The organism is Streptococcus mitis (assembly GCF_001281025.1).
In the GTDB taxonomy this organism is placed as follows: Bacteria; Bacillota; Bacilli; order Lactobacillales; family Streptococcaceae; genus Streptococcus; species Streptococcus mitis_AK.
The window spans coordinates 61,188-84,912 of sequence record NZ_CP012646.1 but is presented as its reverse complement, the minus strand read 5'-3'; the positions used below and the strand labels follow the sequence as shown (position 1 = coordinate 84,912).

Sequence of the window (23,725 nt, the reverse complement as noted above, 5' to 3'; positions counted from 1 at the left end):
AAAGGCTGAGATCTAGTGTCTCAGTCTTTTATTTCTTACGTTTTGCAAAATCTACAAATAGAAATTCTCGTGGAACACCTTATATTTATATGGGGGAGGAAATCGGGATGATTGACCCAGACTATGATTCGATGGCTGATTATGTGGATGTCGAATCGATCAATGCTTATCAGATGCTCTTAGAGGAAGGGAAGAGTCAGGAAGAAGCCTTCCTGATTATTCAGGCTAAGTCGCGTGATAATTCACGAATTCCCATGCAGTGGGATTCTTCGGAAAATGCAGGATTTACAGTAGGCACACCTTGGCTCAAGGCAGGAAAATCCTACCCTCACATCAATGTAGAAAATGAAATCCAAGGCCCGATTTTCACCTTCTACCAAGACTTGATTCGACTTCGTAAAGAAATGCCTATCATATCAGAAGGAAGTTACAAACCAGTTTTTGAAGATAGCAAACAAGTCTATACTTTTGAACGCCAGTATGAGGATCAAAAGTTACTAGTACTCAATAATTTTTATGCCACAGAAGTGGAAATCGATTTACCCGCAGCCTACCAAAATAGACAGATTTTGCTTTCAAACTATGAAGATGCAGAAGTGTCTGAAAAAATTCTACTCAAACCCTATCAAACACTAGCTATTTATGTAAATTAAACTCAGTAAGGAGCCCTCTTTTGCAGAAAAGCAGGGTTCTTTTTGCTGTTTATTCCATCCCTGAAAGCGTAAAACAAACTAGTCAGGGTGGCTAGTTTGTGGTATAATGAAAGGGACTCAAAAAGAAACAGGAGAAAAATGATGGATTTACTTTTAGCAATTGTATTGATTGTGCTAGCTTTTCTAGGAGGAGCTCTTGGAGGAATGTACTTGGTTCGTAAGCAAATTGAAAAAGAATTCGCTGACAACCCACGTTTGAATGCTGAAGCAGTTCGTACTCTTTTGAGTGCAAATGGTCAAAAACCAAGCGAAGCCAAGGTGCAACAAGTGTACCACCAAATCATCCGCCAACAAAAAGCAGCCCTTGCTAACAATAAAAAGAAAAAATAAATAAGGAAAAGTCTGGGATGAAAATTCCAGACTTCTCACTATGTTGGCTATGGTTTAGGGATGAGACTTTTTCCTTGCATTCTATTGATATTTGATTATGATTAAGAGAGATAGTTGTTGATTAGGCTGTCATTCGGTTCATAAAGATAAATAATCATAATGAACTATCAATCAGAAAAAAGACTAGAAAGAAGACTGTATGGATAATCGACCAATTGGTTTTTTGGATTCGGGTGTCGGGGGCTTGACCGTTGTGCGCGAGCTCATGCGCCAGCTTCCCCATGAAGAAATCGTCTATATTGGAGATTCGGCGCGGGCGCCCTATGGTCCCCGTCCTGCTGAGCAAATTCGTGAATATACTTGGCAGTTGGTCAACTTTCTCTTGACCAAGGATGTCAAAATGATTGTCATTGCTTGTAATACTGCGACTGCGGTCGTCTGGGAAGAAATCAAGGCTCAACTAGACATTCCCGTCCTAGGTGTGATTTTGCCAGGAGCTTCGGCAGCTATCAAGTCCAGCCAAGGTGGGAAAATCGGAGTGATTGGAACGCCCATGACGGTCCAATCAGACATCTACCGTCAGAAAATCCATGATTTGGATCCGGACTTACAGGTGGAGAGTTTGGCCTGTCCCAAGTTTGCTCCCTTGGTGGAGTCAGGTGCCCTGTCAACCAGTGTCACCAAGAAAGTGGTATATGAAACCCTGCGTTCCTTGGTTGGAAAGGTGGATAGCCTGATTTTGGGTTGTACCCATTATCCACTGCTCAGACCTATTATTCAAAATGTCATGGGGCCAAAAGTTCAGCTCATCGATAGTGGAGCAGAGTGCGTACGGGACATCTCAGTCTTACTCAATTATTTTGAAATCAATCGTGGTCGCGATGCTGGACCACTCCATCACCGTTTTTACACAACAGCCAGCAGCCAAAGTTTTGCACAAATTGGTGAAGAATGGCTTGAAAAAGAGATTCATGTGGAGCATGTAGAATTATGACAAATAAAATTTATGAATACAAGGATGACCAGGACTGGTATGTCGGCTCATATAGTATTTTTGGTGGTGTCCGGACATTGACTGATGAAGACTTGGATTTTCCTCTATTTGAGTTTGCCCAAAGATTTCGAGATGAGGAACAAGGTTTTCCTATTTCTGTGATTGTTTTACGCTATGGTTCTCTCTACCGTTTATTGTCTTTTGTGGTAGATATCCTCAACCAAGAAATGGGACGAAATCTGGAAGTCATCCAACGTCAGGGAGCTTTTCTCTTGATTGAAAATGGGCAACTCCTGCATGTAGCATTGCCTAAAGAAGGGGTCAATGTTCATGATTTCTTTGAGACAAGCAAGGTCAGAGAAACCTTATTGATTGCGACTCGTAACGAAGGCAAGACCAAAGAGTTCCGAGCTATCTTTGATAAGTTAGGCTACGATGTGGAAAATCTTAATGACTATCCTGACCTGCCTGAAGTAGCAGAAACAGGCATGACCTTTGAAGAAAATGCGCGCCTCAAGGCAGAAACCATTTCTCAATTAACGGGCAAGATGGTTTTGGCAGATGACTCTGGTCTCAAAGTCGATGTCCTTGGTGGCTTGCCAGGTGTCTGGTCAGCTCGTTTCGCAGGAGTGGGAGCTACTGACCGTGAAAACAATGCCAAACTCTTGCACGAATTGGCCATGGTCTTTGAACTCAAGGACCGCTCGGCTCAATTCCATACAACCCTAGTCGTAGCCAGCCCAAACAAGGAAAGCTTGGTTGTTGAAGCAGACTGGCCTGGCTACATTAACTTTGAACCTAAGGGTGAAAATGGCTTCGGCTATGACCCTCTCTTCCTTGTAGGAGAGACAGGCAAGTCCTCAGCTGAATTAACCCTTGAAGAAAAAAATAGTCAATCTCACCGTGCCTTAGCCGTTAAGAAACTTTTGGAGGTATTTCCATCATGGCAAAGCAAACTATCATTGTAATGAGCGATTCCCATGGCGATAGCTTGATTGTGGAAGAAATCCGTGATCGCTATGTGGGCAAAGTTGATGCCGTTTTTCATAATGGCGATTCTGAACTGCGTCCAGATTCTCCCCTTTGGGAGGGCATCCGCGTTGTTAAAGGGAACATGGACTTTTACGCCGGCTACCCAGAACGTTTGGTGACTGAGCTTGGTTCGACCAAGATTATCCAAACCCATGGTCACTTGTTTGACATCAATTTCAACTTTCAAAAGTTGGACTACTGGGCTCAGGAAGAAAATGCTGATATCTGCCTTTATGGTCACTTGCATGTGCCAAGCGCTTGGATGGAAGGCAAGACCCTCTTTCTAAATCCAGGTTCCATCAGTCAACCACGCGGGACCATAAGAGAATGTCTCTATGCTCGTGTGGAGATTGATGACAGTTATTTCAAAGTGGACTTTTTGACACGAGACCATGAGGTGTATCCGGGCTTGTCCAAGGAGTTTAGCCGATGATTGCCAAGGAGTTTGAGACTTTCTTGTTGGGGCAAGAAGAAACTTTTTTGACCCCTGCTGAAAATCTAGCTGTGTTGATTGATACCCACAATGCAGATCACGCGACCCTCTTGCTCAGTCAGATGACCTATACCCGTGTTCCTGTTGTGACAGATGAAAAACAGTTTGTTGGGACGATTGGGCTCAGAGATATTATGGCTTACCAGATGGAGCATGACTTGAGTCAAGAAATCATGGCAGATACGGATATTGTTCTTATGACGAGAACGGACGTAGCGGTCGTCTCGCCTGATTTTACTATTACGGAGGTCTTGCACAAGCTGGTAGATGAGTCCTTCTTGCCGGTTGTGGATGCGTCAGGGATTTTTCAAGGAATTATCACGCGTAAGTCTATCCTCAAGGCTGTCAATGCCCTCTTGCATGACTTTAGTAAGGAATATGAGATTCGATGCAAATGAGAGACAGGATTTCAGCCTTTTTAGAGGAAAAGCAGGGTCTGTCTGCCAATTCCAAGCAGTCCTATAAGTATGATTTAGAACAGTTTTTAGATTTGGTAGGCGAGCGGATTTCGGAGACCAGTCTCAAGATTTACCAAGCCCAGCTAGCCAATCTAAAAATCAGCGCCCAGAAGCGAAAGATTTCGGCCTGTAATCAATTTCTCTACTTTCTCTATCAAAAAGAAGAAGTGGATAGCTTTTATCGTTTGGAATTAGCCAAACAAGCTGAAAAGAAGACCGCAAAGCCAGAATTGTTAGACCTAGACTCTTTTTGGCAGGAAAGTAATTATCCAGAGGGGCGTTTACTGGCTCTACTTATCTTGGAAATGGGGCTCTTGCCGAGTGAGATTTTAGCCCTTAAGGTTGCAGATATCAATCTGGATTTTCAAGTGTTGAGAATTCAGAAGGCTTCCCAACAGAGGATTGTAACTATTCCCACGACCTTGCTTTTAGAATTGGAACCCTTGATGGGGCAGACCTATCTCTTTGAAAGGTCAGGGAAAGCCTATTCTCGTCAATGGGCCTTTCGTCAGCTAGAGTCCTTTGTCAAGGAGAAAGGTTTCTCAACCTTATCCGCCCAAGCCTTGCGGGAACAGTTCATTCTAAGACAGATAGAAAAGAAGGTCGATTTGTACGAAATTGCAAAAAAATTAGGATTAAAAACAGTCCTGACCTTAGAAAAATATAGATAATGGATATTAAACTAAAAGATTTTGAAGGGCCCTTGGACTTGCTTTTGCACCTGGTTTCTAAGTATCAGATGGATATCTACGATGTGCCCATTACGGAGGTTATCGAACAGTATCTAGCTTATGTCTCAACTCTGCAGGCCATGCGTCTGGAAGTGACGGGCGAGTACATGGTTATGGCCAGTCAGCTCATGCTGATCAAGAGCCGCAAGCTTCTTCCAAAGGTGGCAGAAGTGACAGACTTGGAGGATGACCTAGAGCAGGATCTTCTCTCTCAAATCGAAGAATACCGCAAATTCAAGCTCTTGGGTGAGCACTTGGAAGCCAAGCACCAAGATCGGGCCCAGTATTATTCCAAAGCGCCGACAGAGTTGATTTACGAAGATGCGGAGCTCGTGCATGACAAGACGACCATTGACCTCTTCTTGGCTTTTTCAAATATCCTAGCCAAGAAAAAAGAGGAGTTTGAACAGAATCATACGACTATCCTGCGGGATGAGTATAAGATTGAGGACATGATGGTTATCGTGAAAGAGTCCTTGGCTGGACGAGACCAATTGTGCTTGCAGGATTTGTTCAAGGAAGCCCAGAATGTCCAAGAGGTCATCACCCTCTTTTTAGCAACCCTAGAGTTAATCAAAACCCAGGAACTAATCCTCGTGCAAGAGGAGAGTTTCGGAGATATCTATCTCATGGAAAAGAAGGAAGAAAGTCAAGTAGCCCAAAGCTAGACTTGATAGAGAGGAAAGATGAGTACTTTAGCAAAAATAGAAGCGCTCTTGTTTGTAGCGGGTGAAGATGGGATTCGGGTCCGCCAGTTAGCTGAACTCCTCTCTCTGCCACCGACAGGCATCCAACAGAGTTTAGAAAAATTATCCCAGAAGTATGAAAAGGCCCCAGATTCCAGTTTGGCTCTGATTGAGACAGGGGGTGCTTATAGATTGGTGACCAAGCCTCAGTTTTCAGAGATTTTGAAGGACTATTCTAAAGCGCCCATCAACCAGAGTTTATCTCGGGCTGCCCTTGAGACCTTGTCCATCATTGCTTACAAACAGCCCATCACACGGATAGAGATTGATGCCATCCGTGGGGTCAATTCGAGTGGGGCTTTGGCAAAGTTGCAGGCATTTGATTTGATACGAGAAGACGGGAAAAAAGAAGTGTTGGGTCGTCCCAACCTCTATGTGACTACAGATTATTTCCTAGATTACATGGGGATAAATCATTTGGAAGAATTACCAGTGATTGATGAGCTTGAGATTCAAGCCCAAGAAAGCCAATTATTTGGTGAAAGGATAGAAGAAGATGAGAATCAATAAGTATATTGCCCACGCAGGTGTGGCCAGTAGGAGAAAAGCAGAAGAGTTGATCAAGCAAGGATTGGTGACGGTTAACGGCCAAGTGGTGCGTGAACTCGCAACGACCATCAAGTCAGGCGACAAGGTCGAAGTTGAAGGTCAACCTATCTACAATGAAGAAAAGGTCTACTATCTGCTTAACAAACCACGCGGTGTCATTTCCAGTGTGACAGATGACAAGGGCCGCAAGACGGTTGTCGACCTCTTGCCCAATGTCAAAGAGCGCATCTACCCTGTAGGTCGTTTGGACTGGGATACATCAGGAGTTTTGATTTTGACCAATGATGGAGACTTTACGGATGAAATGATTCACCCCCGTAATGAAATTGATAAGGTCTATGTCGCGCGTGTTAAAGGTGTGGCCAATAAGGACAATCTCCGCCCCTTGACCCGTGGACTTGAGATTGATGGCAAGAAAACCAAGCCAGCTGTTTATGAAATTCTCAAAGTGGACCCAGTTAAAAATCGCTCTGTGGTGCAGTTGACTATCCATGAAGGGCGTAACCATCAGGTTAAAAAAATGTTTGAAGCTGTTGGTCTTCAAGTGGACAAGTTGTCGCGTACACGTTTTGGGCACCTAGACTTGACAGGCCTTCGTCCAGGTGAATCCCGTCGTCTGAATAAAAAAGAAATCAGCCAACTACACACCATGGCTGTAACCAAGAAATAATGAAACGAATCTTAATAGCGCCAGTACGCTTTTACCAACGTTTTATCTCGCCAGCCTTTCCACCCTCTTGTCGCTTTGAGCCGACTTGTTCCAACTATATGATTCAGGCTATTGAAAAACATGGCTTTAAGGGTGTCTTGATGGGTTTGGCTCGGATTTTACGTTGTCATCCCTGGTCTAAAACAGGCAAGGACCCCGTCCCAGACCATTTTTCCCTCAAACGGAATCAAGAAGAAAAATGAGGCTAGGTAAAAATATTTTAGTGAAATGATAAAAACGCATCCTATCAGGTTTGAGTGAACTTGTACTGACCCCAAAAAGTTAGACAATTAATTTATCCAAAGGATTTAGTTCTGTATTGCACAGGGCTAAGTCCTTTTAGTTTTACCTTAATTCGTTTATTGTTGTAGTAATCAATATAGTCTACAATGGCTTGTTCCAATTGCTTAAGCGACTGAAATGACTTCTCATAACCATAAAACATCTCCGATTTCAGAATGCCAAAGAAGGACTCCATCATACCATTGTCCGCGCTGTTACCTTTACGTGACATGGATGCTTGAACTCCCTTACTCTCTAGGAACCGATGATAAGAATCGTGTTGGTATTGCCAGCCTTGGTCACTATGGAGAATCGTATTCTCATAGTGCTTCTCTGTGAATGCCTGTTTTAACATGCTCTTCACTTGTTCCAAGTTCGGTGAAGTAGACAGATGATAAGCGATGATTTCGCTGTTGAAACCATCTAAAACTGGTGATAAGTAAAGCTTTTGAGTACTTGCTGGAATGGCAAATTCTGTCACATCTGTGTAGCACTTTTCCATTGGTTTAGAACCTTCAAATTGACGTTGAATAAGGTTATCTGCCTTCTTGCCAACGTCTCCTTTATGAGAAGAATATTTTCGTTTCTGTCGCATTTTAGCTTGTAAATTGAGTACTTTCATCAAGCGTTGAACTCTTTTATGATTTACCAGATAACCACGATTTCTTAGTTCTAAATGAATCCGACGATAACCATAATTTTCCTTGTGTTCGGTAAAAATAGCTTGAATTTCAGCTTTAAGCTTTTGATCCTTATCTGGTTTGTCTAGCTGTTTCAAATGATAGTAGTAGGTCGAACGAGCGAGTTTAATGGTTTTTAGAAGAATATCTAACGAAAACTCAGTCATTAATTCTTGAACAATTTCTGTCTTTCTTCTTTCTCTTTTTCCTCCTTCAAGCGGAGTTCTCTCAACTTTTTTAGGACAGCATTCTCCGCTCTCAGGTACTCATTTTCTGCTTGAAGACGTTCTAATTCTGTCCTCTCTTCAGGTCTCGTTTTTGGCTTACGTCCCATTTTAGGTATTCTCCCTCTTGTTTTCTCAACAATAGTATACCCGTTTTTCTTGTATTGTGCTAGCCAATTAAGAAGTATCGTACGACTTGGGAGGCCGTATTCAAGAGAAACTCTATCTTTAGTCCAGCCTTCATGTAAGACTTTATGAATCATTTCTTGTTTGAAATCAGGAGAATAGTAACGATTTTTTCCTTTTTTAACGAACTCTATTCCGTAACGATCAATCAATTTAATCATGTACCTAATATTAGAATTGTTTATCCCAAATTTATTTGAAAGCTTCTCTAAGCTATATCCTTGTTTTCTAAGTTCATAGATCTGAACTTTATCATCATAAGTTAATTTCATAATAAAAATACCCCAAAAGTTAGATTTTTTCTGTCTAACTTTTGGGGTGCAGTTCAACTTGATAGGATGCGTTTTATCATGTAAAGATGTGATTGAGTTTAAAGTAGCTTATTTCAAGGCTTTTTGTGCGTCTTCAATCATGAGTTTTGTTGATTCAAGTCCGCCTCCGCTTAGATACCAGAGGTCTGGTGTTAGTTGGATAATTTTACCATTTTTAGCTGCAGGTGTTTCAGCAATGAGGGCATTTTCTAGGACGCCATCGTTGCTTGAGTTGTCACCACCGATAGCAAGGGTACGGTTGATGACAAAGAGGATGTCAGGATTGATTTCTTTGACACTTTCAAAGCTGACTTCTTGTCCGTGGCGAGAATCTTCAAATTGAGTATCAGTTGGCTTGAATTTCAAAGTTTGATACAAGAAAGAGAAACGAGATTGGGCACCAAAGGCAGCCATTTTTCCTTCGTTGAGGAGGATAGCCAGGGCTTTTTTGTCAGAACTTTCGTTTTTAGTAGCGACTTCTTGGATACTCTTGTCTAGCTTGGCCAATTCTTCCTTGGCTTTCTGTGTGCCAGTTTCACCAAAGGCGCCTGCTAAGGATTCAATGTTGGTCTTAGTAGAAGTCCAGTAGTCGTCCTTGCTTGCTTGGAAGAGAACAGTCGGAGCGATTTCTTTGAATTTATCAACAAATTTTTGGGTACGTGGTGAAGCGATAATCAAATCTGGTTCAAGAGCAGCAATGGCTTCTAGGTCTGGCTCAACCATAGAACCAACATTTTTAACTTTTCCAGCTAGGTCTTTTAGGTAAGCCGGAACAGTTTTTGTAGGCATTCCCACGATATTCTTTTCAAAACCTAAAGCGCGAATAGTATCCGCGGCACCGAGGTCAAAGGTCACAATTTTTTCAGGAACCTTTGAAAGTTTGACCTCATCTAGTGAACTTTTAATGGTCACCTCTGTTGGAGCAGAGCTACTTGTCTCCGACTGGCTGGTACTTGAGTTTGTACTACATGCACCAAGTAGGAGCAAGAAACTAGCCATTAGGGCAGTGAGGTAAAGTTTAAGGGATGTTTTCATAATTTCTCCTTTTTAAAATGTGATAACGATTTAGGGAGTCTCTAGGTATTATTGACTAAGAGACTGAAGGTTCTCTAACTTGAGCTTCTATGTTACTAGCTATAGATGCAGATCTTTTTGCCATTGATATCAGCTAGCGTGATGGGAATCTCATAGAGTTGACTGAGCAGATCAGACTGCATGATTTGATTGGTTGTTCCCTTGCTAAAGACTTGGCCGTCCTTGAAGGCGACAATTTCATCTGCATACTGGCTGGCCATGTTGATATCGTGGAGGACGATGATAATGGTCTTGCCGAGTTCCTCCACCAGTCGCTTGAGAATCTGCATCATACTGACACTTTGCTTGATATCGAGATTGTTGAGTGGTTCGTCTAGCAAGATAAAGTCTGTATCCTGGGCCAGTACCATAGCTATAAAGACCCGTTGGAGCTGGCCTCCAGACAGGCTATCGATGTAGCGGTCTTTTAAGTTGGTCAGTTCCAGATAGTCCAGAGTTTCTCGGATTTTTTCCCAATCTTCTGGTCTCAGTCGACCTCGGCTGTAGGGAAAACGTCCAAAACTGACCAGTTCTTCCACCGTCAATTTGGCTTGGTAATTGATCTTCTGCTTTAAGATGGTGAGTTCTTGAGCGAGTTCTTGCGAATTCCAGCTTTCGATTTCACGGCCCTTGATACTGAGAACCCCCTGATCTTTCTTGGTTAGTCTGCTCATAATGGAGAGGAGAGTTGATTTTCCAGCACCATTGGGACCAATAAAGGCTGTCAGTTTCTGAGGACTGACTTTAAGCGAAATGCCTTGCAAAATATCCTGTTTTTGAATGGATTTGTCAATGTTTTCCAGTTTCACTGACGCGCCCTCCTGTATAGTAAGATAAAGAATAAGAGCCCCCCTACACTCTCGATAATCATGCTGATGCGAATTTCCAGTGCAAAGACTCGTTCAATCAGGGCCTGCCCCAAGGTCAAGCTAATAAATCCAATCAGAATAGCCACGATAAAGAGCATCTTGTGCCGATAGTCTTTGACAATCAGGTAGGTGAGGTTGGCCAGCATAAAGCCGAAGAAGGCCATAGGCCCTACCAAGGCAGTGGCCGTTGAAGTTAAAAGCACGATGCCCCAGAGGAGCTCTCTCTGTTCTTTTTCAACATCGAGTCCCAATATCTGAGCTGTTTCTCTTTGTAGGTGCAAGACATCCAGAATGACTGCTTTTCGAAAGAAAAAGATTGTCAAGGCAAGGATGATCAGAGAACCGATGGCTAGGATGGAAGTGTTGAGATGCTGAAAGGAGGCAAAGAGACTGTTCTGCAGTTTATCGTATTCATTTGGATCCATCAGGACCTGAAGGAAGGTACTGATATTTCGAAAGAGACTTCCGAGTGCTAGACAGATCAGCAGGATGAAGACCAGGTCTTGCTTCATCAGTGTCTTCAAGTAACCTTGTAAGGCAAGAAAGAAGAGGGATTGGAGCGGAAGTAAGACTAGGAATTCTAAGATAGGGGACTTACCAAGTTGAAGAAACTTACTTTCAAAAACCAGTAGTAGGGTTTGTAGTAGGACGTAGAAGGATTCGATTCCCAAAATACTAGGTGTCAGGAAGCGATTTTCCGTCAGGGTTTGAAAACTAATGGTTGAAATCCCAGTCGCGATGGCTACCAAGAGATAAACGATAATCTTTTGAGAACGCAACTTCCAAGCAAAGGCAGATAGGTGGGTGATGGGCCAAAAGTAGAGCAGACAAGCTCCGATAGCCAGAATAATGAGAAACCAGAAGAGCTTGGTATGTTTGCTTTTAAACTGCATCTCTTCGTCCTCCTCTCCAGAGAAGTAGGATAAAGACGAGGCTACCGATGATTCCTAGTAGAAGACTGACAGACAACTCATAGGGACGAATCAGAACTCGGGATAGGATATCGCAGGCCAGAACCAGATTGGCACCGACCAGTGCGACCATGAGCTTGGTTTCACTCAGATTATCTCCATAGCGCTTGCGAACAAGATTGGGAACGATAACTCCGAGAAATGGTAAGCCACCCACGGTAATCATGGTGACGCTTGTCGTTAGCGCAACCAGAAAGAGGGCCAGTTTTTCAAGTAGGGAGTAAGAAATCCCCAAACTCTCACTGGTTTCCTTACCCAGATTCATGATGGTAAAGGTTTGGGACAATTTCCAAACGGCAATCAGGATAATGAGGCCTAAGAAGAGCCACTCATACTGATGGGTCTGAATCATGGAGAAGGAACCCTGGGTCCAAGCAGTCATACTCTGAACCAGATTGAAACGGTAGGCGATAACTTCTGTGACAGAACCGATAATTCCACTATAGATGATCCCAATCAGAGGCAACATCCACCTCTCCTTTACAGTAAAAATAGTCATAAAGGCCAGAAAGAAGAGGGTAAATACTATGGATGAAACAAAAGCAAAGAGCATCTTTTGGGTCAGACTAGCCGACGGAAAGACAAAGAGGCTCAGTACCATTCCTAGTTTGGCGGCTTCAGTGGTCCCAACTGTACTCGGAGCAGCAAACTGATTTTGGGTAATGGTCTGCATGAGGAGGCCTGCCATACTCATACTAGAGGCTGTCAGGAGAATGCTAATCGTCCTTGGAAGACGGGACTCTTGAAAGAGGAGCCAAGTTTCATGATCCAGAGCAAAGAGTTTTCCCCATGAAAAATCACTGGTTCCAATGCTAATAGAGAGAAAGACTAGGAGTAAAAGTAAGCCAATTAAATAATGAGAAAGTTTCATACCCCGTCCTTTCATATAGATTTGGTATCGAAAGATACCTGCGGATATTACTGTAACATGATTTCTTTAATCTGTCAATGAATTTTCTGACAATTTAATAAATAAAACAAGGAGAGAGCACTAGGACTTTCTCCTCTGTTTTCCTATTCCAAAATGTTTTTGCCTTCTTTAACACGCCAATGATAATCTGATAAAATAATATCTTCAAGAGAGTAGCTAGCCTTCCAATCAAGATATTTTTTAGCTTTTGATGCGTCTGCTAGGACGCTGGCTGGGTCACCAGCACGGCGAGCAACAATTTCGTGTGGTATTTTTTGATCCAGCAATTCTTCAGCAGTTTTAAAGATTTCTTTGACAGTATAGCCTTTTTCAGTTCCTAAGTTAAAGATTTGAGAAGAACTGTCTTCTTGAAAGAGGTAGTTCATTCCTTTAACATGAGCCTGTGCAAGGTCCAAGACATGAATGTAATCTCGAATACATGAACCATCACGTGTATCGTAGTCATCTCCAAATATTTTCAGGCTATCATTTTGTCCCAATGCAGTCTTGTTGATGTTAGGGATGATGTGAGTTGGATTTTTAACACGCAGGCCGTTTGAAGCATCCATTTCAGCCCCAGCTACATTAAAGTAACGGAAAATGACATATTTCCAATCGTAGCGATTGGCCATCCAGTAAATCATTCGTTCACCCATCAGTTTTGTTTCTGCATAAGGGTTGACAGGGTCAAGCAGGGTATCTTCAGTCGCTGGCTTGTCAATACAGTTATTACCATAGAGAGAAGCAGTTGAAGAGAACATGATTTTTTGAATGCCAACTTCAGATAGGACTTTGAGAACTTGATTCATACCAGCAACATTAGCAGTGAAGTATTTACTTGGATTTTCAATACTTTCGCTCACAACAATTTCACCTGCACAATGCAGAACAGCATCAATTTGATTTTCTTCCAAGTAAGCTTTTAGGGCACTAGCATCATAAACATCCAGTTGTTTAAAGCTAGCACGACTATCCACAGCCGAACGATTTCCTGTAGAGAGATTATCGAGGACATGTACCTGGTAGCCAGCATTTAAAAGAGCTTTAACTGTATGGGAGCCAATGTAGCCAGCTCCACCCGTAACAAGAATTGTTTTGGTCATGATTTTTTCCTTTTCCTAGTTTTCTACTATTTTAAAGAAATAAGAAGGCGAAGTCAACCGTTTTCTGTAAATTTCATGAAAAACTGAACAAATATAGTGTTGAATTGTTTTTTTGTTTGGAAATTAAAGATTGGGTTGCTCTTGGAATATTTCTTAGATTTCACCCAACATGCGAGAGAATACGATCTTTTTCTAAGACACAGCAAGACTAAGATACTAATTTAGAAATCCACCTTCCCACTACCCTTCTCCTATAAAAAGTGGTAAAATGGATGAAAGAAAGAAGGAACTGAAATGACAACATTATTTTCAAAAATCAAAGAAGTAACAGAACTTGCTGCGATCTCAGGTCATGAAGCACCTGTCCGTGCTTATCTTCGTGAAAAGTTGACACCGCACGTGGATGAAGTGGTGACAGATGGCTTGGGTGGTATTTTTGGTATCAAGCATTCAGAAGCTACGGATGCGCCTCGCGTCTTGGTCGCTTCTCATATGGACGAAGTTGGTTTTATGGTCAGCGAGATTAAGCCAGACGGTACCTTCCGTGTCGTAGAAATCGGTGGTTGGAATCCTATGGTAGTCAGCAGCCAACGTTTCAAACTCCTGACTCGTGACGGTCGTGAAATTCCTGTGATTTCGGGTTCTGTCCCTCCACATTTGACTCGTGGAAAGGGTGGACCAACCATGCCAGCCATTGCAGATATCGTCTTTGATGGTGGCTTTGTGGATCAAGCTGAGGCAGAAAGCTTTGGCATCCGTCCTGGCGACACCATCGTACCAGATAGCTCTGCAATCTTGACAGCCAATGAAAAAAATATCATCTCAAAAGCTTGGGACAATCGCTATGGAGTTCTCATGGTGAGCGAGTTGGCTGAAGCTCTGTCAGGTCAAAAACTTGGCAATGAACTTTATCTGGGTTCTAACGTCCAAGAAGAAGTTGGTCTCCGCGGTGCTCATACATCTACAACCAAGTTTGATCCAGAAGTCTTCCTAGCAGTTGATTGCTCACCAGCAGGTGATGTCTACGGTGGTCAAGGCAAGATTGGGGATGGAACCTTGATTCGTTTCTACGATCCAGGTCACCTGCTTCTCCCAGGTATGAAGGATTTCCTTTTGACAACGGCTGAAGAAGCTGGTATCAAGTACCAATACTACTGTGGAAAAGGCGGAACAGACGCTGGCGCAGCTCATCTGAAAAATGGTGGTGTCCCATCTACAACAATCGGTGTTTGCGCTCGTTATATCCATTCTCATCAAACCCTCTACGCTATGGATGACTTCCTAGAAGCTCAAGCTTTCTTGCAAGCCTTGGTGAAGAAATTGGATCGTTCAACAGTTGATTTGATTAAAAATTATTAAACCATAAGGGAGGTGGTAGGGATGGTAGAACCAAACCTAGAAAGCCTTGTAAAAGATCTTTACAATCATGCTCGACATGATTTGAGTGAAGATTTAGTTGCTGCTCTCCTAGAGACTGCTAAAAAACTGCCTTCTACAAATGAGCAATTGCTGGCAGTCCGTCTCTCGGGTCTAGTCAATCGTGAATTGCTCCTAAATCCTAAACATCCGGCACCTGAGTTGCTCAACTTGGCTCGCTTTATCAAAAGAGAAGAAGCTAAGTACAGAGGAACTGCAGCTTCTGCGATTATGTATGGGGAGCTCTTTAAAATGCTTTGATTCCATTGTGGATCAAAGCATTTTTTATATGGTAGAAAAGCAATTCTTGGTTAGGAAAAGAAAAAAGCCATCCCATTCAGGATAGCTTCTTGGTTCTTAGATTTGTTCAGCGATGACCTTTTCAGCAAGGTTCATGGCGTGGTCAGATACACGAGTATAGTGGGAAATGATGTCGATAAAGTTGACCCCAGCTTGTGTTGAACACTCACCCTTGTTGAGGCGTTTGATGTGGGTCTTTCTGAGAACACGCTCCATATTGTTGATTTCTTTATGGCGTTCAATCAGACTTTGAGCTTTTTCAATATCATTGTTTTCCACGCTATCAAGGGCATCCTTGATAAAGCCAGTGGTTTTTTGATAGATATCAGCCAATTCCTGCAAAGCAGCTTCAGAAAACTCAACATTTTTACGTTGAAGGTAGTCAGTCAGATTGATTAGGGCCTCAGCGTGATCCCCAATCCGTTCCAAATCACGGGATGAATCAAGGATGTTGGTCAGCACTTCACTTTCTTTCTGGCTAAGGGCTTCACTTGAAAGAGTAATAAGGTAACGAGTCAATTTTTCATCAATGGTATTGATGGCTTCCTCTGTCTTGTGTCCTTTTTCAGCAACCTTTTCATTAAGGTCAATGATGTAGTTGTATGAAAGGTCAAAGGCTTTAGAAGCATAATTTCCCAAGTGAAGGAGTTCTTTTTTGGCATTTCCGAGAGCGATTGATGGTGCTTGTTTAATCAAATGCTCATCAAGATAAAGTGGCTCGTACTTGACAACCTCATCTTCACCAGGGATGAGCTTGGTTACAAAGTAGGCCAAGGCTCCGATGAATGGAAATTGGATAATAGTATTTGTGATATTAAAGGTTCCGTGGGCGAAGGCAATGGTCATTTCTGGAGCCAGATTGAGTGTAGATTCAAACCATTGAATCAAGCCAGTGAAAGGTACAAGGAAGACAATACAGATAACCGTACCAATCACGTTAAAGGCGACATGGGCACCAGCAACACGTTTGGCAGCGATATTGGCTCCAAGAGAAGCAATAATAGCTGTAATGGTCGTTCCGATATTATCACCAAACAAGACTGGTAGGGCACCTTGTAGATCAATCAAACCACTTGCGTAAAGATTCTGTAGGATACCGATAGTTGCGGAAGAAGCTTGAATGAGTAGAGTTAGTCCAGTTCCGACAAAGACACCTAGAATAGGACTCTTACTTAGTTCAACCATATAGTCTCTAAAGACTTGCAGGTCTTTTAGAGGTTCCATTGCACCGCTCATAAGATTGAGAGCGAAGAAGATACCACCTACACCAAAAATGATACGTCCGATGTTATTGATAGAGCGATTCTTGGTGAAGAAGAGACAAATCGCTCCGACGAAAAGCATTGGTAAGGCGTAATCTCCTAGCTTAAAACCGATGATAAAGGATGTAACGGTAGTTCCAATATTGGCACCCATGACAATACCGATAGCTTGACGCAAGGTCAAAAGTCCTGCGCTGACTAGCCCCACTGTAATGACTGTGACCCCAGAACTTGACTGAATTAGCGCCGTCATACCGATACCAACTAGCACACCGAAGAACGGATTGCTAGTGTACTTGTCAATGTAAAAACGAAGGCGATCTCCAGCAGCTTGTTGCAAACCGTCTCCCATGGTCTTGATACTATATAAGAATAGTCCCAGACCACCTAAAAAGTGAAATAAAATTTCCTGCCAATTAATGGACATTTCTTTTTCCTCCGAAAAATAATAACGGAATTTCTCCTATTCTATTTTAAAGGATAAAAGTAAATCTAACAAGTGTTAAGCTAAGATTTTAGAAAGAAAATTCGTTAGAATGGGCCTTAATTATATTAATTTTACCAATTTCTAACCTAGATATAGGTATTTCCTTTTATATATTGACATTTAAAAGAAATATTTTAAAATGAGGGAGAAATTATCTTGGTCCCTGTGATTGGGATAAAAATTTTATAAAGAAGGTTAAGCGCTTTCTTTTATGCAACAAAATCAATCTTTTAGGAGGAGAAAATGAAGAATCCATTTTTTGAAAGACGTTGTCGTTACAGTATTCGTAAGTTATCAGTAGGAGCCTGCTCGCTGATGATTGGGGCTGTTTTATTTGCTGGTCAAGCCTTAGCAGAAGAAACTGCAGTTCCTGAAAATAATGGAGCCAATACAGAGCTTGTTTCAGGAGAGAGTGAGCATTCAACTAATGAAGCTGACAAGCAGCATGAAGGAGAACATGCTAGAGAAAATAAGCCAGAAAAGGCAGAAGGAGTAGCGACAGCATCTGAAACTGCTTCGCCAGCAAGCAATGAAGCTGCAACTACTGAAACTGCAGAAGTAGCTAGCTCAGCTAAACCAGAGGAAAAAGCAAGTGAGGTGGTTGCAGAAACACCATCTTCAGAAGCAAAACCTAAGTCTGAAAGGGGAACAGAAGCAACAGCTAGCCAAGGGGATGAGTCTAAGCCAGCTGAAGAAGCTAATAAGGCTGAAAAAGAAGTTCAGCCCGATGTCCCTAAAAATACAGAAAAAACATTAAAACCAAAGGAAATCAAATTTAATTCTTGGGATGAATTGTTGAAATGGGAACCAGGTGCTCGTGAGGATGATGCCATCAACCGGGGCTCTGTTGCCCTCGCTTCACGTCGAACAGGCCATCTGGTCAATGAAAAAGCTAGCAAGGAAGCAAAAGTTCAAGCCTTATCAAACACCAACTCTAAAGCAAAAGACCACGCTTCTGTTGGTGGAGAAGAGTTCAAGGCTTATGCTTTTGACTATTGGCAATATCTAGATTCAATGGTCTTCTGGGAAGGTCTCGTTCCAACTCCTGACGTTATTGATGCAGGTCACCGTAACGGGGTTCCTGTATACGGTACACTCTTCTTCAACTGGTCAAATAGTATCGCAGACCAAGAAAAATTTGCTGAAGCTTTGAAGCAAGACGCAGATGGTAGCTTCCCAATTGCCCGTAAATTGGTAGATATGGCCAAGTATTATGGCTATGATGGCTATTTCATCAACCAGGAAACGACTGGGGATTTGGTTGAACCTCTTGGAGAAAAGATGCGCCAATTTATGCTCTATACCAAGGAATATGCTGCTAAAGTAAATCACCCAATCAAGTATTCTTGGTACGATGCCATGACCTATAACTATGGACGTTACCACCAAGATGGTTTGGGAGAATACAACTACCAATTCATGCAACCTGAAGGAGATAAGGTTCCGGCAGACAACTTCTTTGCCAACTTTAACTGGGATAAGGCTAAAAATGATTATACTATTGCAACTGCCAACTGGATTGGTCGTAACCCTTATGATGTATTTGCAGGTTTGGAATTGCAACAGGGTGGTTCCTACAAGACCAAGGTTAAGTGGAATGATATTTTAGATGAAAATGGGAAATTGCGCCTTTCTCTTGGTTTATTCGCCCCGGATACCATTACAAGTTTAGGAAAAACTGGTGAAGACTACCATAAAAATGAAGATATCTTCTTTACAGGTTACCAAGGGGACCCTACTGGTCAAAAACCAGGTGACAAAGATTGGTATGGTATTGCTAACCTAGTTGCAGACCGTACGCCAGCAGTAGGTCATACCTTTACTACTTCCTTTAATACAGGTCATGGTAGAAAATGGTTCGTAGATGGTAAGGTTTCTAAGGATTCTGAGTGGAATTACCGTTCAGTTTCAGGTGTCCTTCCGACATGGCGCTGGTGGCAAAAATCAACTGGTGATAAGTTGAAAGCAAGCTATGATTTTGAAGATGCCTATAATGGTGGAACTTCTCTCAAATTTGCAGGGGATCTTTCAGGTGCGACCAAGCAAGATGTGAATTTGTACTCTACTCGCTTAAAGGTGACAGATACAACCAAATTGCATGTTGCCCACAAAGGAGGTAAGGGTACCAAGGTTTATGTAGAATTTGCAACCAAGAAAGATTATACCTACGGTGATGAAGCTGCCCGTAAAGAATTGACAGTTTCAGATAACTGGACTACCGATGATTTTGATTTAAGTGCCTTGGCAGGTAAAACAATCTACGGTATTAAACTCTATTTTGAAAATGATAAAGACTTAAAAGGTTATCAATTTAACCTGGGGCAATTGACCATCAGCAATAATCAAGATGCTCCTCAGGCACCAACCACAGTAGCTGTGGCCAAACAAGTCCTTAAAAATGCCCAAGAAGCGGAAGCAGTTGTACAATTTAAAGGCAACAAGGATGCAGATTTCTATGAAGTTTATGAAAAAGATGGAGACAGCTGGAAATTACTAACTGGCTCATCTTCTACAACTATTTATCTACCAAAAGTTAGCCGCTCAGCAAGTGCTCAAGGTACAACTCAAGAACTGAAGGTTGTAGCAGTCGGTAAAAATGGAGTTCGTTCAGAAGCTGCAACCACAACCTTTGATTGGGGCATGACTGTAAAAGATACCAGCCTACCTAAACCACTAGCTGAAAATATCGTTCCAGGTGCAACAGTTATTGATAGTACTTTCCCTAAGACTGAAGGTGGAGAAGGTATTGAAGGTATGTTGAATGGTACCATTACCAGTCTTTCAGACAAGTGGTCTTCTGGACAGTTAAGTGGTAGTGTGGATATTCGTTTGACCCAGCCACGTACAGTTGTTAGATGGGTGATGGACCATGCTGGAGCTGGTGGAGAATCTGTAAACGATGGTTTGATGAACACCAAAGACTTTGACCTCTATTATAAAGATGCGGATGGTCAATGGAAGTTGGCTAAGGAAGTTCGTGGCAATAAAGCTCATGTTACAGATATTACCCTTGATAAACCAATCACAGCTCAAGATTGGCGCTTGAATGTTGTCACTTCTGACAATGGAACTCCATGGAAGGCTATTCGTATCTATAACTGGAAAATGTATGAAAAGCTTGATACTGAGAGTGTCAATATTCCGATGGCCAAGGCTGCAGCCCGTTCTCTGGGCAATAACAAGGTACAAGTTGGCTTTGCGGATGTACCAGCTGGAGCAACCATTACCGTTTATGACAATCCAAATTCTCAAACTCCGCTTGCGACCTTGAAGAGCGAAGTTGGAGGAGATCTAGCAAGTGCACCATTGGATTTGACAAATCAATCTGGTCTTCTTTACTATCGTACCCAGTTGCCAGGCAAGGAAATTAGTAATATCCTAGCAGTTTCCGTTCCAAAAGATGACAGAAGAATCAAGTCAGTCAGCCTAGAAACAGGACTTAAGAAAACAAGCTACGCCGAAGGGGAGGATTTGGACCTTAGAGGTGGTGTTCTTCGAGTTCAGTATGAAGGAGGAGCTGAGGACGAACTCATCCGCCTAACTCACGCAGGTGTATCAGTATCAGGCTTCGATACGCATCATAAGGGAGAGCAAAATCTTGCTTTACAATATTTGGGGCAACCAGTAAATGCTAATTTATCAATAACTGTTACTAGTCAAGATGAAGCAAGTCCGAAAACTATTTTGGGAATTGAAGTAAGTCAGGAACCGAAAAAAGATTACCTAGTTGGTGATAGCTTAGACTTGTCTGAAGGACGCTTTGCAGTGGCTTATAGCAATGACACCATGGAAGAACATTCCTTTACTGATGAGGGAGTTGAAATTTCTGGTTACGATGCTCAAAAGACCGGTCGTCAAACCTTGACTCTTCGTTACCAAGGTCATAAAGTCAACTTTGATGTTTTGGTATCTCCAAAAGCAGCATTGAACGATGAGTACCTTAAACAAAAATTAGCAGAAGTTGAAGCGGCTAAGAACAAGGTGGTCTATAACTTTGCTTCACCAGAAGTAAAAGAAGCCTTCTTGAAAGCAATTGAAGCGGCTGAACAAGTGTTGAAAGACCATGAAACTAGCACCCAAGATCAAGTCAATGACCGACTTAATAAATTGACAGAAGCTCATAAAGCTCTGAATGGTCAAGAGAAATTTACGGAAGAAAAGACAGAACTTGATCGCTTAACAGGTGAGGCTCAAGAACTCTTGGCTGCCAAACCAAACCATCCTTCAGGTTCTGCCCTAGCTCCGCTTCTTGAGAAAAACAAGGCCTTGGTTGAAAAAGTAGATTTGAGTCCAGAAGAGCTTGCAACAGCGAAACAGAGTCTAAAAGATCTGGTTGCTTTATTGAAAGAAGACAAGCCAGCAGTCTTTTCTGATAGCAAAACAGGTGTTGAAGTACACTTCTCAAATAAAGAGAAGACTGTCATCAAGGGCTTGAAAGTAGAGCGTGTTCAAGCAAGTGCTGAAGAGAAGAAATACTTTGCTGGAGAAGATGCTCATGTCTTTGAAATAGAAGGTCTAGATGAAAAAGGTCAAGATGTTGATCTCTCTTACGCTTCTATTGTGAAAATTCCAATTGAAAAAGATAAGAAAGTGAAGAAAGTATTCTTCTTACCTGAGGGCAAAGAGGCAGTAGAATTGGCTTTTGAACAAACGGATAGTCATGTTATCTTTACAGCACCACATTTTACTCATTATGCCTTTGTTTATGAATCTGCTGAAAAACCACAACCTGCTAAACCAGTAGAAAAAGTTATTTCAAGCAAGGAACCAGCTGAAGGTGTCAAGAATTTGGTTGTGGATACTCCGAAATTAGAAGTCGAAGAGACAAGTATCGCCTTCGAACACCAAGAACGACCAAATCCAAATCTCCCAGTCGGTCAACGTCAACTTGTCCAAGCAGGAGTTGAGGGAAAAATTCGTCGCTTGATTGAAGTAGATAGTCAAGGCAATCGTACGCTTCGCGCTACAGAAGTTTTGAAAGAAGCAAGCCCTGAAATCGTAGAAGTAGGTACTGGTCTCATTCCTGCTAATCCAGCACCACAAAACACAGACCTTCCAAAACCTACTAATCAACCGGCTTCTGATCAACAAAAGGCTCCTAAATTGGAAGTTCAAGAGGAAAAGGTTGCCTTTGATCGTCAAGAGCATGAAAATGCTGAGATGCTAGTTGGGGAACAACGAGTCATCATACAGGGACGAGATGGTCTATTAAGACATGTCTTTGAAGTTGATGAAAACGGTCAGCGTCGTCTTCGTTCAACAGAAGTCATCCAAGAGGCGATTCCAGAAATTGTTGAAATTGGAACAAAAGTAAAAACTGAACAAGCAGTAGCGCCTACACAAGAAAAACCAGCCCAAAATACAGCAGTTAAATCAGAAGAAGCAAGCAAACAATTGCCAAATACAGGAACTGCTGATGCTAATGAAGCCCTAATAGCAGGATTGGCCAGCCTTGGTCTTGCTAGTTTAGCCTTGACATTGAAACAGAAAAAAGAAGATGAAGATTAAATATCGAAAAATCTTGTGAAATCTTTCCTTATATTTCCAAAGTGTGATATAATAGTTTCGAATAAAATAAATAAAGGGGTTTTTGTAACATGGCAAAACTTACTGTTAAAGACGTTGACTTGAAAGGTAAAAAAGTCCTCGTTCGTGTTGACTTCAACGTACCATTGAAAGATGGCGTAATCACTAACGACAACCGTATCACAGCAGCTCTTCCAACTATTAAGTACATCATCGAACAAGGTGGACGTGCAATTCTTTTCTCTCACCTTGGACGTGTGAAAGAAGAAGCTGATAAAGCTGGTAAATCACTTGCTCCTGTAGCAGCAGACTTGGCAGCTAAATTGGGCCAAGACGTTGTTTTCCCAGGTGTTACTCGTGGTGCTGAATTGGAAGCAGCTATCAACGCTCTTGAAGATGGACAAGTTCTCTTGGTTGAAAACACTCGTTACGAAGATGTTGACGGCAAGAAAGAATCTAAAAACGATCCTGAACTTGGTAAATACTGGGCATCACTTGGAGATGGTATCTTCGTAAACGATGCATTCGGTACAGCTCACCGTGCACACGCATCTAACGTTGGTATCTCAGCAAACGTTGAAAAAGCAGTTGCTGGTTTCCTTCTTGAAAACGAAATTGCCTACATCCAAGAAGCAGTTGAAACTCCAGAACGTCCATTCGTGGCTATCCTTGGTGGTTCAAAAGTTTCAGACAAGATCGGTGTTATCGAAAACTTGCTTGAAAAAGCTGATAAAGTCCTTATCGGTGGTGGTATGACTTACACATTCTACAAAGCACAAGGTATCGAAATCGGTAACTCACTTGTAGAAGAAGACAAATTGGATGTTGCGAAAGCTCTTCTTGAAAAAGCAAACGGTAAATTGATCTTGCCAGTTGACTCAAAAGAAGCTAACGCATTTGCTGGTTACACTGAAGTGCGTGACACTGAAGGTGAAGCAGTTTCTGAAGGCTTCCTTGGTCTTGACATCGGTCCAAAATCTATCGCTAAATTTGACGAAGCTTTGACTGGTGCCAAAACAGTTGTATGGAACGGACCTATGGGTGTATTTGAAAACCCAGACTTCCAAGCTGGAACAATCGGTGTGATGGACGCTATCGTGAAACAACCAGGCGTTAAATCAATCATCGGTGGTGGTGACTCAGCTGCCGCAGCGATTAACCTTGGCCGTGCAGATAAATTCTCATGGATCTCTACTGGTGGTGGAGCATCAATGGAACTTCTTGAAGGTAAAGTTCTTCCAGGACTTGCAGCCTTGACAGAAAAATAAGATTTTATAAACAATCAAAGAAGAGAGGAATGAAAGTTCCTCTTTTCTTTTGCTTAAAATAAAAACGCTTCCTCTCAACTATTACTCATAAAAATCACCGA

21 protein-coding genes and 2 pseudogenes are annotated in these 23,725 nt (G+C 42.2%); 16 read left to right on the top strand and 7 right to left on the bottom strand.

What is annotated here, in order from left to right; genetic code table 11:
* Positions 1–65: 65 nt before the first annotated feature.
* The 11 genes and pseudogenes from RN80_RS00465 to yidD form a co-directional block, all read left to right on the top strand.
* A pseudogene (locus RN80_RS00465) lies at positions 66–653 on the top strand (alpha-amylase family glycosyl hydrolase); the annotation flags it as partial.
* A gap of 141 nt (positions 654–794) precedes the next feature.
* Positions 795–1,043, top strand: coding sequence for a YneF family protein (locus RN80_RS00460; RefSeq protein ID WP_000364990.1), 249 nt, complete (start codon positions 795–797; stop codon positions 1,041–1,043).
* Positions 1,044–1,242: 199 nt separating this feature from the next.
* A complete protein-coding gene (gene racE / locus RN80_RS00455) occupies positions 1,243–2,037 on the top strand; it encodes a glutamate racemase (RefSeq protein ID WP_060627152.1) in 795 nt (264 codons plus the stop codon).
* Positions 2,034–3,005, top strand: coding sequence for a nucleoside-triphosphate diphosphatase (locus RN80_RS00450; protein WP_060627151.1), 972 nt, complete (start codon positions 2,034–2,036; stop codon positions 3,003–3,005). The genes racE and RN80_RS00450 overlap by 4 nt, the downstream gene beginning before the upstream one ends.
* A complete protein-coding gene (locus RN80_RS00445) occupies positions 2,981–3,502 on the top strand; it encodes a metallophosphoesterase (protein WP_023947098.1) in 522 nt (173 codons plus the stop codon). Before RN80_RS00450 ends, RN80_RS00445 begins: the two co-directional genes overlap by 25 nt.
* On the top strand, positions 3,499–3,960 hold the full coding sequence (gene cbpB, locus RN80_RS00440) for a cyclic-di-AMP-binding protein CbpB (protein WP_023947100.1): 462 nt from the start codon (positions 3,499–3,501) through the stop codon (positions 3,958–3,960). Before RN80_RS00445 ends, cbpB begins: the two co-directional genes overlap by 4 nt.
* Complete coding sequence (gene xerD, locus RN80_RS00435) at positions 3,957–4,691, top strand: site-specific tyrosine recombinase XerD (protein WP_301280307.1); 735 nt, start codon at positions 3,957–3,959, stop codon at positions 4,689–4,691. The genes cbpB and xerD overlap by 4 nt, the downstream gene beginning before the upstream one ends.
* Positions 4,691–5,419 carry a segregation/condensation protein A gene (locus RN80_RS00430; protein ID WP_060627149.1) on the top strand — a complete coding sequence of 243 codons (729 nt, stop codon included), beginning with the start codon at positions 4,691–4,693 and terminating at the stop codon, positions 5,417–5,419. The genes xerD and RN80_RS00430 overlap by 1 nt, the downstream gene beginning before the upstream one ends.
* Positions 5,420–5,437: 18 nt before the next feature.
* Positions 5,438–6,007, top strand: coding sequence for an SMC-Scp complex subunit ScpB (gene scpB, locus RN80_RS00425; RefSeq protein ID WP_060627148.1), 570 nt, complete (start codon positions 5,438–5,440; stop codon positions 6,005–6,007).
* Positions 5,994–6,716: a pseudouridine synthase gene (locus RN80_RS00420; protein WP_001222228.1), complete on the top strand. Its 723-nt coding sequence runs from the start codon at positions 5,994–5,996 to the stop codon at positions 6,714–6,716. Before scpB ends, RN80_RS00420 begins: the two co-directional genes overlap by 14 nt.
* The gene (gene yidD, locus RN80_RS00415) at positions 6,716–6,958 is read left to right on the top strand and encodes a membrane protein insertion efficiency factor YidD (protein WP_000821624.1); all 243 of its coding nucleotides are present in this window, start codon (positions 6,716–6,718) and stop codon (positions 6,956–6,958) included. Before RN80_RS00420 ends, yidD begins: the two co-directional genes overlap by 1 nt.
* Positions 6,959–7,050: 92 nt before the next feature.
* On the opposite strand, the gene RN80_RS09455 is transcribed toward yidD, so the two are convergent.
* From RN80_RS09455 to galE, 6 genes are all read right to left on the bottom strand, one after another.
* Positions 7,051–8,399, bottom strand: a protein-coding gene (locus RN80_RS09455) for an IS3 family transposase (protein WP_155455681.1) whose coding sequence is annotated in 2 segments (ribosomal slippage) — positions 7,051–7,958 and positions 7,958–8,399 — 1,350 coding nt in all. Because the reading frame shifts where the segments join, the coding sequence is not laid out codon by codon here.
* Between the two features lie 108 nt (positions 8,400–8,507).
* Positions 8,508–9,473: a siderophore ABC transporter substrate-binding protein gene (locus RN80_RS00400; RefSeq protein WP_060627145.1), complete on the bottom strand. Its 966-nt coding sequence runs from the start codon at positions 9,471–9,473 to the stop codon at positions 8,508–8,510.
* 95 nt (positions 9,474–9,568) lie between these two features.
* Positions 9,569–10,321 carry an iron ABC transporter ATP-binding protein gene (locus RN80_RS00395; protein WP_060627144.1) on the bottom strand — a complete coding sequence of 251 codons (753 nt, stop codon included), beginning with the start codon at positions 10,319–10,321 and terminating at the stop codon, positions 9,569–9,571.
* Entirely contained in the window at positions 10,318–11,274 is a 957-nt protein-coding gene (locus RN80_RS00390; protein WP_060627143.1) for an iron chelate uptake ABC transporter family permease subunit, read from the bottom strand. Before RN80_RS00390 ends, RN80_RS00395 begins: the two co-directional genes overlap by 4 nt.
* Positions 11,264–12,223, bottom strand: coding sequence for an ABC transporter permease (locus tag RN80_RS00385; RefSeq protein WP_060627142.1), 960 nt, complete (start codon positions 12,221–12,223; stop codon positions 11,264–11,266). The genes RN80_RS00390 and RN80_RS00385 overlap by 11 nt, the downstream gene beginning before the upstream one ends.
* A gap of 143 nt (positions 12,224–12,366) precedes the next feature.
* A complete protein-coding gene (gene galE, locus RN80_RS00380) occupies positions 12,367–13,365 on the bottom strand; it encodes a UDP-glucose 4-epimerase GalE (protein WP_080998460.1) in 999 nt (332 codons plus the stop codon).
* Between the two features lie 294 nt (positions 13,366–13,659).
* On the opposite strand from galE, the gene pepA reads away from it, so the two are divergent.
* Positions 13,660–14,724 (top strand): glutamyl aminopeptidase, encoded by a 1,065-nt coding sequence (gene pepA, locus RN80_RS00375; RefSeq protein WP_060627141.1) that lies wholly within the window; start codon positions 13,660–13,662, stop codon positions 14,722–14,724.
* Positions 14,725–14,745: 21 nt separating this feature from the next.
* Positions 14,746–15,042 (top strand): bacteriocin immunity family protein, encoded by a 297-nt coding sequence (locus RN80_RS00370; protein WP_045605599.1) that lies wholly within the window; start codon positions 14,746–14,748, stop codon positions 15,040–15,042.
* Between the two features lie 96 nt (positions 15,043–15,138).
* On the opposite strand, the gene RN80_RS00365 is transcribed toward RN80_RS00370, so the two are convergent.
* A complete protein-coding gene (locus RN80_RS00365; protein ID WP_060627140.1) occupies positions 15,139–16,770 on the bottom strand; it encodes a Na/Pi cotransporter family protein in 1,632 nt (543 codons plus the stop codon).
* Between the two features lie 303 nt (positions 16,771–17,073).
* Between RN80_RS00365 and RN80_RS10225 the strand changes: the two are divergent.
* The 3 genes and pseudogenes from RN80_RS10225 to RN80_RS00355 all read left to right on the top strand — a co-directional run.
* A pseudogene (locus RN80_RS10225) lies at positions 17,074–17,136 on the top strand (YSIRK-type signal peptide-containing protein); the annotation flags it as partial.
* A gap of 291 nt (positions 17,137–17,427) precedes the next feature.
* Positions 17,428–22,338, top strand: a complete 4,911-nt coding sequence (locus RN80_RS00360; RefSeq protein ID WP_419965905.1) for an endo-beta-N-acetylglucosaminidase — start codon at positions 17,428–17,430, stop codon at positions 22,336–22,338.
* An 89-nt stretch (positions 22,339–22,427) separates the two neighbouring features.
* On the top strand, positions 22,428–23,624 hold the full coding sequence (locus RN80_RS00355; protein WP_001096743.1) for a phosphoglycerate kinase: 1,197 nt from the start codon (positions 22,428–22,430) through the stop codon (positions 23,622–23,624).
* Positions 23,625–23,725 lie beyond the last annotated feature (101 nt).

Coding starts and splice junctions, on each gene's coding strand:
- xerD (WP_301280307.1), top strand. CDS start 3,957: ATGAGAGACAGGATTTCAGCCTTTTTAGAGGAAAAGCAGGGTCTGTCT.
- RN80_RS00420 (WP_001222228.1), top strand. CDS start 5,994: ATGAGAATCAATAAGTATATTGCCCACGCAGGTGTGGCCAGTAGGAGA.
- RN80_RS00385 (WP_060627142.1), bottom strand. CDS start 12,223: ATGAAACTTTCTCATTATTTAATTGGCTTACTTTTACTCCTAGTCTTT.
- RN80_RS00370 (WP_045605599.1), top strand. CDS start 14,746: ATGGTAGAACCAAACCTAGAAAGCCTTGTAAAAGATCTTTACAATCAT.
- RN80_RS00450 (WP_060627151.1), top strand. CDS start 2,034: ATGACAAATAAAATTTATGAATACAAGGATGACCAGGACTGGTATGTC.
- galE (WP_080998460.1), bottom strand. CDS start 13,365: ATGACCAAAACAATTCTTGTTACGGGTGGAGCTGGCTACATTGGCTCC.
- RN80_RS00445 (WP_023947098.1), top strand. CDS start 2,981: ATGGCAAAGCAAACTATCATTGTAATGAGCGATTCCCATGGCGATAGC.
- RN80_RS00430 (WP_060627149.1), top strand. CDS start 4,691: ATGGATATTAAACTAAAAGATTTTGAAGGGCCCTTGGACTTGCTTTTG.
- RN80_RS00400 (WP_060627145.1), bottom strand. CDS start 9,473: ATGAAAACATCCCTTAAACTTTACCTCACTGCCCTAATGGCTAGTTTC.
- RN80_RS00355 (WP_001096743.1), top strand. CDS start 22,428: ATGGCAAAACTTACTGTTAAAGACGTTGACTTGAAAGGTAAAAAAGTC.
- RN80_RS00460 (WP_000364990.1), top strand. CDS start 795: ATGGATTTACTTTTAGCAATTGTATTGATTGTGCTAGCTTTTCTAGGA.
- yidD (WP_000821624.1), top strand. CDS start 6,716: ATGAAACGAATCTTAATAGCGCCAGTACGCTTTTACCAACGTTTTATC.
- racE (WP_060627152.1), top strand. CDS start 1,243: ATGGATAATCGACCAATTGGTTTTTTGGATTCGGGTGTCGGGGGCTTG.
- cbpB (WP_023947100.1), top strand. CDS start 3,499: ATGATTGCCAAGGAGTTTGAGACTTTCTTGTTGGGGCAAGAAGAAACT.
- pepA (WP_060627141.1), top strand. CDS start 13,660: ATGACAACATTATTTTCAAAAATCAAAGAAGTAACAGAACTTGCTGCG.
- scpB (WP_060627148.1), top strand. CDS start 5,438: ATGAGTACTTTAGCAAAAATAGAAGCGCTCTTGTTTGTAGCGGGTGAA.
- RN80_RS00365 (WP_060627140.1), bottom strand. CDS start 16,770: ATGTCCATTAATTGGCAGGAAATTTTATTTCACTTTTTAGGTGGTCTG.
- RN80_RS00390 (WP_060627143.1), bottom strand. CDS start 11,274: ATGCAGTTTAAAAGCAAACATACCAAGCTCTTCTGGTTTCTCATTATT.